Here is a 12,172-nt window from a genome sequence, read left to right on the forward strand (position 1 = left end):
GCACCGCCCAACCCCCCACACCCCTGCCCGGGCGCCGGCCCCGGTGGCCGGCCCCGGCATCCGGAAGAAACGGAAAGAGCCGCACCGTCATGACCTCCTCCCCGACCGCCGCCGGCCGCGAACCCGGCGATCCCGGCGACCCCCTCGACTCCCGCGATCCGGACGGCGCGTACGACCGGCTGCGCGCCGAGCTGGATACGCTCACGACCGAGGCGTTCCGCAGCGACCTGTCCGAGATCGACCGACTTCCCACCCTGGAGATCGCCAGGGTCATGAACGGGGAGGACGCCACCGTCCCCACCGCCGTCGCCTCCCAGCTCCCGCGCATCGCCGCCGCCATCGACGCCACCGCCGAGCGGATGGCGCGCGGCGGCCGGCTGGTCTACGCGGGGGCGGGGACGGCCGGGCGGCTGGGCGTGCTGGACGCCAGCGAGTGCCCGCCCACCTTCGACACCGATCCCTCCCAGGTCGTCGGGGTGATCGCGGGCGGCCCGGACGCGCTGGTCAGCGCGGCCGAGGGAGCCGAGGACCGCCCCGACCTCGCCGCGGCCGACCTCGACGGGCTGGGGCTGGGCCCCGACGACGTGGTGGTCGGCGTCTCCGCCTCCGGGCGCACCCCGTACACCGTCGGCGCGGTCGAGCACGCGCGGCGGCTGGGGGCGCTGACGGTCGGGCTGTCCTGCAACTCCGGCTCGCCGCTGGCTGCGGCGGCCGACCACGGCATCGAGGTCGTCGTGGGCCCGGAGCTGATCACCGGCTCCTCCCGGCTCAAGGCGGGCACGGCCCAGAAGCTGGTCCTCAACATGATCTCGACCATCACCATGATCCGGCTGGGCAAGACGTACGGGAACCTGATGGTCGACGTACGCGCCTCGAACGAGAAGCTGCGGGCCCGCTCGCGCCGTATCGTCTCGCTGGCCACGGGGGCGAGCGAGGAGCGGATCGAGTCCGCGCTGGCGGCCACCGGCGGCGAGGTGAAGAACGCCATCCTCACCATCCTGGGCGAGGTGGACGGTCCCACGGCCGAGCGGCTGCTGAGGGAGTCGGGCGGCCGGCTGCGCGCGGCCCTGGAGGCGGCGCGCGGCTGACGGCCCGCGCACCCCGGCGGCGGGACGCGGCGGGACGCGTACGGCGGGCACGCGCGTGCGAAAGCCCCCGGCGCGCACCGGAAGGGGATGGTGCGCGCCGGGGGCCGCGGGCGCGGGTGGTGTCCGCGCCCGGACCGGGCGGCCGGCTCAGCCGTTCCGCGCCCCCGCCCGTGCGGACTCGTCCTGCCCGCCGCGTGCGGCCGGCGCCGCCTCCCAGCACTCCACACCGGTCAGGCCGGGCAGGCGGTCGCGGGTGAAGACGGGGTCCAGGCCCGCGCGGCGCTGGGCAAGGTAGTCCTCCATCAGCCGGAAGGCGATCACCGACAGCGGCAGGATCGCCAGCAGGTTGACCAGGGCCATGGCGCCCATGGTGACGTCGGCGAGGCTCCACACCACGCTCAGCGAGCCCAGCGCGCCCAGGAACGCGGCGGCCAGGACGAGCCCCCGGTAGCCGAACATGACCGAGCGGCTGCGGGTGATGAACTCGATGTTGGACTCACCGTAGTAGTAGTTGCCGATCATCGAGCTGAAGGCGAGCAGGAAGACCACCAGCGTCAGCAGGTGGCCGGCCCAGCCGCCCAGGGTCTCCTGCAGCGCGGACTGCGTGAGGTCGGCGCCCTGGCGCCCGGAGAGCTCCGGGTTGGCGGAGAGGATGACGAAGGCGGTCATCGTGCAGACCACCAGGGTGTCGAAGAAGACGCCCAGGGTCTGTACCAGGCCCTGCTTGACCGGGTGGGAGGTCTCGGCCGCGGCGGCGGCGTTCGGGGCGGAGCCCAGGCCGGCCTCGTTGGAGAACATGCCGCGGCGCACGCCCTGCTGGATCGCCGCGCCGATGCCGCCTCCGGCGACCTCGCGCAGGCCGAAGGCGCCGCCGACGATGTCGGCGAGGACGCGCGGCACCTCGGAGAAGTTGAGCACCACCACGGCCAGACCCACCAGCAGGTAGATCACGGCCATCACGGGGACGAGCACCTTGGTGACCGAGGCGATCCTGCGCACCCCGCCGAAGACGGCCAGTCCGAGCAGCACGGCGAGGGCCGCGCCGACGACCGGGGCGACCCAGCCGGAGCCGCCGTCGCCGTCCGCGCCCAGCGATCCGGCGGTGACCGAGGCGATCGTGTTGGACTGCACGGCCGTGAACACCAGGCCGAAGGTCAGGGTGATGATCACGGCGAAGAGCACGCCGATCCAGCGCCGGCCCAGGCCGCGCTGCATGTAGTACGCGGGGCCGCCGCGGTAGGCTCCCTCGCCGCCCTTGCCGCGGTCGCGCACCTTGTAGAGCTGGGCGAGGGTGGACTCCACGAACGCGGAGGCGCCGCCGACCAGGGCCATCATCCACATCCAGAAGACCGCGCCCGGCCCTCCGACGGTGATGGCCGCCGCGACGCCGGCGATGTTGCCGGTGCCGATGCGGGCGGCGGCGGAGATGGTGAAGGCGCCGAACGGGGAGATCGGCTTCTTCCCGTCGGCCCCGGCGCGGGGCCGCTCCGCGACCGTCCTGACGATCTCCGGCAGGAGCCGGATCTGCATCGCCTTGGAGCGGACGGTGAAGTACAGGCCCGCCACGGCCACCAGGGGGATCAGCAGATAGGTCCAGAAGTGGTCGTTGATCTCGACGATCACTGTTTCGAGCGTGCTCATCGCGTAGGTGCCGTCCAGGAGTCGTGTGGGGTGGGTTCGGCTCTGGAAACAGAGTGAAGGCGCCGCGGGAGGGATCGCCCGTACGCGGCCCACGGGAGGCTATCCGGTGCGCCGCCTCCTGGGGCAGGCCGCGACGCGGTGCCAAATCTCACATCCTGGACATACGGGAGGGCGGCACCCCTCGCGGGGTGCCGCCCTCGTCACCGTGCGCACGGTACGCGCCCGGTGGGAACCACCGATCCGCGGGGCGGATCAGAAGTCCATGCCACCGCCCATGCCGGCAGCGGCGGCGGCGTCGGCGCCGGCCGCGGCCTTCTCCGGCTTGTCGGCGATGACGGCCTCGGTGGTGAGGAAGAGCGCCGCGATGGAGGCGGCGTTCTGCAGCGCGGAGCGGGTGACCTTGGCCGGGTCGATGATGCCCTCGGCGATCATGTCCACGTACTCACCGGAGGCGGCGTTCAGGCCGTGGCCCGGGGTCAGGTTGCGCACCTTCTCCACGATGACGCCGCCCTCGAGGCCGGCGTTGACCGCGATCTGCTTCAGCGGGGCCTCCAGCGCGGCCTTGACCGCGGCGGCACCGGTGGCCTCGTCTCCGTCGAGCTCCAGCTTCTCGAAGACCGCGGAGGCCTGCAGCAGGGCCACGCCACCGCCGGCGACGATGCCCTCCTCGACGGCCGCCTTGGCGTTGCGCACCGCGTCCTCGATGCGGTGCTTGCGCTCCTTGAGCTCCACCTCGGTGGCGGCACCGGCCTTGATGACGGCCACGCCGCCGGCCAGCTTCGCCAGACGCTCCTGGAGCTTCTCGCGGTCGTAGTCGGAGTCGGAGTTCTCGATCTCGGCGCGGATCTGGTTCACGCGGCCGTTGACCTGCTCGCTGTCACCGGCACCGTCGACGATGGTGGTCTCGTCCTTGGTGATGACGACCTTGCGGGCGCGGCCCAGCAGCTCCAGACCGGCGTTCTCCAGCTTGAGGCCGACCTCCTCGGAGATGACCTGGCCACCGGTGAGGATGGCGATGTCGCCGAGCATGGCCTTGCGGCGGTCGCCGAAGCCCGGGGCCTTGACGGCGACGGACTTGAAGGTGCCGCGGATCTTGTTGACCACCAGGGTGGAGAGGGCCTCGCCCTCGACGTCCTCGGCGATGATCAGCAGCGGCTTGCCGGCCTGCATGACCTTCTCCAGCAGCGGGAGCAGGTCCTTGACGGCACTGATCTTGGAGTTGGCGATCAGGATGTAGGGGTCCTCCAGGACCGCCTCCATCCGCTCCATGTCGGTGGCGAAGTAGGCGGAGATGTAGCCCTTGTCGAAGCGCATGCCCTCGGTGAGCTCGAGCTCCAGGCCGAAGGTCTGCGACTCCTCGACGGTGATGACGCCTTCCTTGCCGACCTTGTCCATGGCCTCGGCGATCAGCTCGCCGATCTGGGTGTCGGCGGCGGAGATGGAGGCGGTCGAGGCGATCTGCTCCTTGGTCTCCACCTCCTTGGCCTGCTCCAGCAGGGCGGCGGAGACGGCCTCGGTGGCCTTCTCGATGCCGCGCTTGAGGGCCATCGGGTTGGCGCCGGCGGCGACGTTGCGCAGACCCTCGCGGACCAGCGCCTGGGCCAGGACGGTCGCGGTGGTCGTACCGTCACCGGCGACGTCGTCGGTCTTCTTCGCGACCTCCTTGACCAGCTCGGCGCCGATCTTCTCGTACGGGTCCTCGAGCTCGATCTCCTTGGCGATGGAGACACCATCGTTGGTGATCGTGGGGGCGCCCCACTTCTTCTCAAGGACGACGTTGCGGCCCTTGGGGCCGAGCGTGACCTTGACGGCGTCGGCGAGCTGGTTCATCCCGCGCTCGAGGCCGCGCCGCGCCTCCTCGTCGAACGCGATGGTCTTGGCCATGTGAAGTGGTCCTCCCTGGGGTTCCCCATGCCGAAGGCCAGGGGCGGGTTTGGGATGTCTCCGGACCGCTCTGGCGCCCGCGACGGACGGCCCACCGGCCCGGCGGTTCCTTGCTCCACCGGGCTTGCGGACCTCACCGAACCGGTCCTTGCTTTGTCACTCTCACCTTCAGAGTGCTAACGCCAATGATTAGCACTCGACCCCTCCGAGTGCAAGCGCGCAGGTGTTCCGCGTGCCCGTACCCGGCGGTACGGGCGCTGGGACGGGGAGCACGGAGACGCGGGGCAGGCGGACACGGGGGCGCGGACGGGACCGCGGGCCCGCTCCGGTGCGCGGGCGCGCGGCACACAACAGGAGGGCCCGCACCCCTGCCGGGACGCGGGCCCTCCTGTGCCGTCTACTGCTGGTGTGCGTCGTGGTGCGTGTGTCCGGCGCTTCAGGCCGTCACGCGGACCATGTCCGCCTGCGGGCCCTTCTGGCCCTGCGAGATCTCGAACTCGACCCGCTGCCCTTCCTCAAGGGTGCGGTATCCGTCCATCTGGATCGCGCTGTAGTGGACGAACACGTCCGCCCCACCGTCGACCGCGATGAAGCCGTATCCCTTCTCCGCGTTGAACCACTTGACGGTGCCTTGAGCCATTCCTAACTCCCCTATTGCCGGCCCTTGCGCGAGCCCGCGCTCCGCGGACCCGGGTCAGTCACCACCCCCCGGCGAGAGGGGGCGGCGTGCGCCGGAACGCGTCGACCGCGGCTGAATGTATCTGGGCAGACGCCCTCCGCAACAGGTCTGTCGGACGAGAATTCCGGTCACGCCGGATTGCCGATAAGCACATGAACGGCGGGAAAGCGGGGCAACTCGGGCCGGGCATAGCGGACCGACACGACAATTCACGCGGTAAATCCGGGCGCAAGTTGTCGCGTTCTCATGGGCGCCGAAGTGCGCACTTGGGGGGAGGCATGCTCACTCTACCGCTCCCCAAGGGTCGGAATTACCAATTCCGTTTCCTGTCCGTGGTACACGCCCTCCCCCTGGAGCGCGCATGCGGGCGGCCCCGCGCCCCCTCCGTGCGAGAGGGGGCGCGGGGCCGCCCGCATGCGGTGGCGCGTACGGCGCCGAAGGCCGTCCGGTCAGCAGCCGCCCGCGACGGCCGGGATGATGGAGACGCCCGAGCCGTCCGGCGTCGGCGTCCGCAGGCCGTCGGCGAAGCGGACGTCGTCGTCGTCGACGTAGACGTTCACGAAGCGGCGCAGCTTGCCGGAGTCGTCCAGCACCCGGGCGGAGATGCCCTGGTGGTTCTTCTCCAGGTCCGCGATGACCTCGGCGAGCGTGGCGCCCTCGGCGGGCACCTCGGCCCGGCCGCCGGTGTAGGTGCGCAGGATGGTCGGGATTCGGACGGTGACGCTCATGCCAGGCCAGCCTCTCGGAAGGAGTCCAGGTTCGGACGGATGATCGCGGACGGTCCGGTGGTCGGCGCCACCGCGTCCAGGGTCTTGAGGCCGTCGCCGGTGTTGAGGACGACGGTGGTCAGGGACGGGTCGAGCACACCGGCCTCGATCAGCTTCCTCGTCACGCCGACGGTCACGCCGCCCGCGGTCTCGGCGAAGACGCCCTCGGTGCGGGCCAGCAGCTTGATCGCGTCGACGATCTGCCCGTCGTCCACGTCCTCCACCGCGCCGCCGGTGCGGCGGGCGATGTCCAGCACGTACGGGCCGTCGGCCGGGTTGCCGATGGCCAGCGACTTGGCGATGGTGTCCGGCTTCACCGGCCGCACCACGTCGTGGCCGTCCTTGAAGGCCCGCGCCACCGGTGAGCAGCCCTCGGCCTGGGCGCCGAAGATCTTGTAGGGCCGGTCCTCGACCAGCCCCAGGGCGATCAGCTCGCGCAGCCCCTTGTCGATCTTGGTGAGCTGGGAGCCGGAGGCGATCGGGACGACCAGCTGGTCCGGCAGCCGCCAGCCGAGCTGCTCGCAGATCTCGTACGCCAGGGTCTTGGAGCCCTCCGCGTAGTACGGGCGGAGGTTGACGTTGACGAAGCCCCAGCCTTCCCCGATCGGATCCCCGATCAGCTCCGAGCAGAAGCGGTTCACATCGTCATAGGTGCCCTCGATGCCCACCAGGTCGCCGCCGTAGACCGCGGCCATGACGACCTTGCCCTGCTCCAGGTCGTGCGGGATGAACACGCACGAGCGCAGGCCCGCGCGGGCCGCCGCGGCGCCGACCGCGCCGGCGAGGTTGCCGGTGGAGGAGCACGACAGGGTGGTGAAGCCGAAGGCGCGGGCGGCCTCGACGGCGATGGCCACCACCCGGTCCTTGAAGGAGTGCGTGGGGTTGCCGGAGTCGTCCTTGACGTACAGGCCGCCGGTGACGCCCAGCTCGCGGGCGAGGTTGTCGGCCTTGACCAGCCTGGTGAAGCCCGGGTTCAGATTCGGCTTGTCCGCCACGTCGGCCGGGACCGGCAGCAGCGGGGCGTAGCGCCAGATGCTGTCCGGGCCGGCCTCGATCCGCTTCCGCAGCTCCTCCGGGTCACCCCCGGGCAGGTCGTACGCGATCTCCAGGGGACCGAAACACGCCTCGCAGGCGAAGATCGGCCCGAGCGGGAAGCGCTCACCGCATTCGCGGCAGGAGAGCGCCACGGCGGGACCGAGCGAAAGATCGGTGTCGGTTGCAACAGTCTGCACAGCCATGGTCGGCGAGGCCCTTTCTCCTCATCTTCCCCGCGACGCCTTTCGCCGCAGGCCGGAATTGGCACCTTCCCCACCGTGGCCTCGGACTGTTGTCGACGAGTGCCGGCGGGAGGGTTGCCGGGGCTTCAACGGGCCGTTCCCTCTGCCCCTCTGGATGAGCTCTATGGCACCGGCCAATACCCTGACCGGGGCGTTTGTGCACGACGGGGTCCCCGAGATGCGGAACTCCCGTGCGTCGACCAAGACTGTAACCGAAGCCCTTGACCGCAAGGCCGGCCGTCCGAACCGCGAGACGAGAGGCACACGGGGACGACACCGGCGCCCTCCGGAAGGCGGGCCCGGACGAATGCCCCGGAAACATGCCCGGCACCGGGCATGGACGGCCGGTGGCGGGCAACCACGGTCCGACCACGGCCGGCACTCCCGGCCGACCCGCACCACGACCGACAGCAGGAGACACGCCGAGATCACCCGGGCGACTCCGGTCCCGCAGAATGCCTGGGACCGCCGGGACGGCGGGGGCCACCGGGGCGACCGGGAATGCCGGGACCGCGAGAGCCGTCGAGAACCGGCGAGGACCGGCGAGGACCGTCAAGGACAGGGAGGCACACGTGCTGGATGAGGTCGACCACTGGCTGGAACGACGCTCATGGAGCGCTGCCGAACGCCCGCTGCACCGGCTGCTGGCCGCCAAGCGGGCCGCCGGACCGGCGGGCAGCGTGAGCGTGGTGCTTCCGGCGCTGAACGAGGAGGCGACGGTCGGCGACATAGTCGCCGCCATCCGCCGCGGACTGATGACCGACGACATGCCACTGGTCGACGAACTGGTGGTGGTGGACTCCGGTTCCACCGACCGCACCTCCGAGGTGGCGGCCGCCGCGGGCGCGAAGGTGGTGCACCGCGACGAGGTGCTGCCCCGGCTGCCCACGGTGCCGGGCAAGGGCGAGGTGCTGTGGCGGTCGCTGCTGGCCACCAGCGGCGAGATCGTCTGCTTCGTCGACGCGGACCTGCGGGAGTTCGACACCACGTTCGTGTCGGGCATCGTCGGGCCGCTGCTGACCGACCCGGACCTGGCGATGGTCAAGGCGATGTACGACCGCGCCATCGGCGACAGCCCGGCCGGCGGCGGCCGGGTCACCGAGCTGGTCGCCCGCCCCCTGCTCAACCTGTACTGGCCGCAGCTGGCGGGCTTCGTACAGCCGCTGGGCGGCGAGTACGCGGCACGGCGCTCACTGCTGGAGCGGCTCAGCTTCCCCGTCGGCTACGGCGTCGAACTGGGCCTGCTGGTGGACGCGCTGCACACCGTCGGGCTCGACGCGCTCGCACAGGTGGACGTCGGGGTGCGCAGGCACCGCAACCAGGACGGGCTGGCGCTGGGGCGGATGGCCGCGGCGATACACCGCACCGCCCACGTACGGCAGGCGCGCGGCCCGCTGATACGCCCGGTGCTCACGCAGTTCGAACGGGTGCCCGGGGGCGGTTTCGTCCCGTACACCCACCCGGTGGACACCGAGGAGCGTCCGCCGATGTGCACCGTCCCCGAGTACACCGCCCGCCGTACGGCGGCCTGAGGGCCGCGAGCCCGAGAAGGGGGAACCCCCGGCCCGGCGCGCGCCGGTGAAGTGCGTACCCGGCCCGGCGCGCGCCGTTCCAGCCGCTCCCGCACCGCCCGGTGCGGGAGCTCCCCCGTGCGTGCGCCGCGTACGCGCCTCTGCCCGTGCGCCCCGGCCCGGCCTCCCCGGCTCCGCGGGCCTCCCGCGCCCCGTGTGACGAGAACCGTACGTTTGAGCGGTACGAACAGCGGCTAGGTTCCGCTCATGGTCACTCGGCACCAGGTACTCGTCGCCTCCAACCGCGGTCCCGTCTCCCACACGCTCGGCGAGGGGGGCGAGCTGACCGTCAAACGCGGCGGCGGCGGGCTGGTGTCCGGCCTGTCGGCCGTCAAGGGCGACGCGGTGTGGGTCTGCGCGGCACTGGGCGAGGGCGACCGCGAGGCGGTGCGGCGCACGGGCGGCGAGCTGGACCCGGCGGACACCGGCGGCCAGCAGGTGCGGATGCTCGACATCGCGCCCGACGTCTTCGCGGACGCCTACAACGGCATCGCCAACTCCGTGCTGTGGTTCGTCCACCACATGCTCTACCAGACCCCGCTGGAGCCCGTCTTCGACGCGGACTTCGAGCGGCAGTGGCGCTCCTACGAGGCCTACAACGCGGCGTTCGCCGACGCGCTGGCCCAGGAGGCCGCCGAGGGCGCGGCCGTCCTCGTGCAGGACTACCACCTCACCCTCGTCCCGGCCATGCTGCGCGAGCGGCGGCCCGACCTGCGCATCGGCCACTTCTCCCACACCCCCTGGGCGCCGCCGGACTACTTCCGGATGCTGCCGGACGACCCGGACGGCGGGGTGGCCGCCGAGGTGCTGCGCGGCATCCTGGGCGCCGACCGGGCCGCCTTCCTCACCCAGCGCTGGGCCAACGCCTTCACCGACTGCTGTGTGAAGCTGCTGGGCGCGGAGGTCTCCGTGGCCGACGGCGGCGACGAGATGATCGTCACCCACGAGGGCCGCCGGACGCGCATAGGCGTCCACGGCCTGGGCGCCGACGCCGAGTTCCTGCGCGAGCGCTCCCGGCGGCCGGACGTGGAGGACCGGATCGCGCTGCTGCGCGAGCAGATCGGCCGCGGGCCCGACGGCGAGCCGCGCAGGGCGATCGTGCGCGTGGACCGCACCGAGCTGTCCAAGAACATCGTCCGCGGCCTGCTCGCCTACCGGCGGCTGCTGACCGACCGCCCCGAGTGGCGCGGCCGGGTCGTGCACGTCGCCTTCGCCTACCCCTCCCGGCAGGACCTGGCGGTCTACCGCGAGTACACCGACGAGGTCGCCCGCGTAGCCGACGGGATCAACGCGGAGTTCGGCGAGGGCGACTGGACGCCGGTCGAGCTGCACCTCAAGGACGACTTCGCGCGCTCCCTGGCGGCCTACCGGCTGGCCGACGTCGCCCTGGTCAACCCGATCCGGGACGGCATGAACCTGGTGGCCAAGGAGATCCCGGTGCTCTCCGACGGCGGCTGCGCGCTGGTCCTCTCCCGCGAGGCCGGGGCCTTCGCCGAACTGGCCGAGGACGCCATCACCGTCAACCCCTACGACATCGGCGCCACGGCGGACGCCCTGCACCGGGCGCTGACGATGGACGCGGGCGAGCGCGCCGGGCGCACCAAGCGCCTGGCCGCGGCGGCCACGGCCCTGCCGCCCACGAAGTGGTTCCTGGACCAGCTGAACGCACTGCGCGACTGACCACCGGCCGGCGTCCGGTCCTCCGGGCGTGCCCGGAGGACCGCGGCGGGCCCGGCGAGGCCCGAGGCCGGTGCCCGCGCGGGCACCGGCGGCGGGGCGGCGACCCGGCCGGCGGCGTCCGCGGGAGCGCCACCGGTTCGCGGGAGCGCCGCCGGTTCGCGGGAGCGCCGCCGGTTCGCGGGAACGGGCCGGCGGGTGGCACACCCCGTGGCCCCGGGGGCGTCAGGCCCCCAGCGCGTCCGCCAGCGCCCCCAGCAGGCCCACCACCCCGGCGGGGCCGTCCACGACCAGGTCCGCCCGTTCGGCCAGTGCGGTGACCTCGTCGCTGCCGCTGCACAGCAGCACCCCGGGCACGCCCTCGCCGCGCAGCCGGTCCACCGCGTCGTAGGCGGCCAGATCTCCCAGGTCGTCGCCGCCGTAGAGGACCGAGGCGGCGCCCGTCTCGCGGAGGAACTCCGTCAGGGCCATGCCCTTGTCCATGCCCGGGGGCCGAAGCTCCAGCACCAGGCGGCCGGGCTCCACGGCCAGCCCGTGCCGTCCGGCCAGCTCGGCCAGAGGACCGCGCAGCAGCTCGAAGGCGCCCTGCGGGTTGTCGGCCCGGCGGGTGTGGACGGCCAGCGCACGGCCCTTGTCCTCGGTCCGGACGCCCTGCGGCGCCCCGGCCCCCTCCAGCAGACCGGGCAGTTCGGCGCGTACCGCCTCCACACCCGGGTGGGGTGGCGGGGTGCGGGTCTCGCCCGTGGCCGCGTCCCAGCGCTCCGCGCCGTACGCGCCGAGCACCACCAGACGCTCCAGGCCCGGCGCCCCGGCGAAGCCGCCGTAGCGCGCGGCCGTGGCGGCCGGGCGCCCGGTGACGATGACGACGGCCCGCAGCAGCGGCGCCAGCCTGCTGAGGACGGGCACCGCCTCCGGGTGGGCGCGGGCGCTGTCGGGGTCGGGGACGATCGGGGCGATCGTCCCGTCGAAGTCGAGGGCGACCACGGCCCGCCCGGGGTCGGCCAGCAGCGCGGCCAGCCCGTCGCGTCCGGCGGGGGTGGTCGGTACGGGGAGTTGCTCCGGGAAGGTGTGTGAGGAGTGGCTGCCCATGCCTGGGACCATACCCAGCGGCCGTCCCCCCACCGCCCCTACCGCAGCCCGCGCCGCTCGTCGCGCCGGCGGCGGAGCCGGTTGACCGTGACCGGGTCGCGGGCCAGGGCGCGCGGGTCGTCGAGCAGGGCGTTGAGCACCTGGTAGTAGCGCGTGGGGGACATGCCCAGGCGCTCGCGTATCGCGCGCTCCTTGGCACCGGGGTTCGGCCAGCCGCGGCGCTCGACGGCGAGCACGGCCTCGTCCTCCTCGGACAGGCCGCCGGTGCCGTTGCCGCCGCTCGGCTGCTCGCTGCCGGTGCTCACCCCTCCAACCTACTGCCGCGCTCGGACACCGCATCCCGGCGGCCGGACGGCCCTCGCCCCATCGCGTATCGCTTCGACAACGGTGCTTCACTCTCCCGGGCCGGGGCTGCTATCCACGTGCGTGTACCCGCCCGCCGGGATCCACAGCCGACCGCACCCCGTGCCCCGTCCCGCACCACAGCGCACCACGCCCC

10 protein-coding genes and 1 riboswitch are annotated in these 12,172 nt (G+C 72.8%); of the genes, 3 read left to right on the plus strand and 7 right to left on the minus strand.

What is annotated here, in order from left to right; genetic code table 11:
* Positions 1-89: 89 nt before the first annotated feature.
* On the plus strand, positions 90-1,088 hold the full coding sequence (gene murQ / locus L7D48_RS15170; RefSeq protein WP_237879971.1) for an N-acetylmuramic acid 6-phosphate etherase: 999 nt from the start codon (positions 90-92) through the stop codon (positions 1,086-1,088).
* 147 nt (positions 1,089-1,235) lie between these two features.
* Here murQ and L7D48_RS15175 read toward each other — a convergent pair whose 3' ends face one another.
* From L7D48_RS15175 to thrC, 5 genes are all read right to left on the minus strand, one after another.
* Positions 1,236-2,729 carry a sodium:alanine symporter family protein gene (locus L7D48_RS15175; RefSeq protein ID WP_237879972.1) on the minus strand — a complete coding sequence of 498 codons (1,494 nt, stop codon included), beginning with the start codon at positions 2,727-2,729 and terminating at the stop codon, positions 1,236-1,238.
* A gap of 252 nt (positions 2,730-2,981) precedes the next feature.
* Positions 2,982-4,613 carry a chaperonin GroEL gene (gene groL, locus L7D48_RS15180; protein WP_237879973.1) on the minus strand — a complete coding sequence of 544 codons (1,632 nt, stop codon included), beginning with the start codon at positions 4,611-4,613 and terminating at the stop codon, positions 2,982-2,984.
* 436 nt (positions 4,614-5,049) lie between these two features.
* The gene (locus L7D48_RS15185) at positions 5,050-5,253 is read right to left on the minus strand and encodes a cold-shock protein (RefSeq protein WP_004986573.1); all 204 of its coding nucleotides are present in this window, start codon (positions 5,251-5,253) and stop codon (positions 5,050-5,052) included.
* Positions 5,254-5,741: 488 nt separating this feature from the next.
* Complete coding sequence (locus L7D48_RS15190) at positions 5,742-6,020, minus strand: MoaD/ThiS family protein (RefSeq protein WP_237879974.1); 279 nt, start codon at positions 6,018-6,020, stop codon at positions 5,742-5,744.
* Positions 6,017-7,297 carry a threonine synthase gene (gene thrC / locus L7D48_RS15195; protein ID WP_237879975.1) on the minus strand — a complete coding sequence of 427 codons (1,281 nt, stop codon included), beginning with the start codon at positions 7,295-7,297 and terminating at the stop codon, positions 6,017-6,019. Before thrC ends, L7D48_RS15190 begins: the two co-directional genes overlap by 4 nt.
* Before the next feature lie 18 nt (positions 7,298-7,315).
* Positions 7,316-7,458, minus strand: a riboswitch (SAM riboswitch).
* A 450-nt stretch (positions 7,459-7,908) separates the two neighbouring features.
* On the opposite strand from thrC, the gene L7D48_RS15200 reads away from it, so the two are divergent.
* Both L7D48_RS15200 and L7D48_RS15205 read left to right on the plus strand, forming a co-directional pair.
* The gene (locus L7D48_RS15200) at positions 7,909-8,868 is read left to right on the plus strand and encodes a glucosyl-3-phosphoglycerate synthase (RefSeq protein ID WP_237879976.1); all 960 of its coding nucleotides are present in this window, start codon (positions 7,909-7,911) and stop codon (positions 8,866-8,868) included.
* A 246-nt stretch (positions 8,869-9,114) separates the two neighbouring features.
* Positions 9,115-10,587, plus strand: coding sequence for a trehalose-6-phosphate synthase (locus L7D48_RS15205; RefSeq protein ID WP_237879977.1), 1,473 nt, complete (start codon positions 9,115-9,117; stop codon positions 10,585-10,587).
* Positions 10,588-10,809: 222 nt separating this feature from the next.
* Here L7D48_RS15205 and otsB read toward each other — a convergent pair whose 3' ends face one another.
* Complete coding sequence (gene otsB, locus L7D48_RS15210) at positions 10,810-11,673, minus strand: trehalose-phosphatase (RefSeq protein ID WP_237879978.1); 864 nt, start codon at positions 11,671-11,673, stop codon at positions 10,810-10,812.
* Between the two features lie 38 nt (positions 11,674-11,711).
* Complete coding sequence (locus tag L7D48_RS15215; RefSeq protein ID WP_093658895.1) at positions 11,712-11,978, minus strand: DUF3263 domain-containing protein; 267 nt, start codon at positions 11,976-11,978, stop codon at positions 11,712-11,714.
* Positions 11,979-12,172: the final 194 nt, after the last annotated feature.

It is taken from the genome of Streptomyces sp. ICN903, from assembly GCF_022015835.1.
GTDB classification, from domain to species: Bacteria; Actinomycetota; Actinomycetes; order Streptomycetales; family Streptomycetaceae; genus Streptomyces; species Streptomyces fenghuangensis.

Bases quoted from the DNA above. Each gene is read 5' to 3' on its own strand.
- L7D48_RS15185 (WP_004986573.1), bottom strand. From the start codon at position 5,253: ATGGCTCAAGGCACCGTCAAGTGGTTCAACGCGGAGAAGGGATACGGC.
- groL (WP_237879973.1), bottom strand. From the start codon at position 4,613: ATGGCCAAGACCATCGCGTTCGACGAGGAGGCGCGGCGCGGCCTCGAG.
- otsB (WP_237879978.1), bottom strand. From the start codon at position 11,673: ATGGGCAGCCACTCCTCACACACCTTCCCGGAGCAACTCCCCGTACCG.
- thrC (WP_237879975.1), bottom strand. From the start codon at position 7,297: ATGGCTGTGCAGACTGTTGCAACCGACACCGATCTTTCGCTCGGTCCC.
- murQ (WP_237879971.1), top strand. From the start codon at position 90: ATGACCTCCTCCCCGACCGCCGCCGGCCGCGAACCCGGCGATCCCGGC.
- L7D48_RS15175 (WP_237879972.1), bottom strand. From the start codon at position 2,729: ATGAGCACGCTCGAAACAGTGATCGTCGAGATCAACGACCACTTCTGG.
- L7D48_RS15190 (WP_237879974.1), bottom strand. From the start codon at position 6,020: ATGAGCGTCACCGTCCGAATCCCGACCATCCTGCGCACCTACACCGGC.
- L7D48_RS15205 (WP_237879977.1), top strand. From the start codon at position 9,115: ATGGTCACTCGGCACCAGGTACTCGTCGCCTCCAACCGCGGTCCCGTC.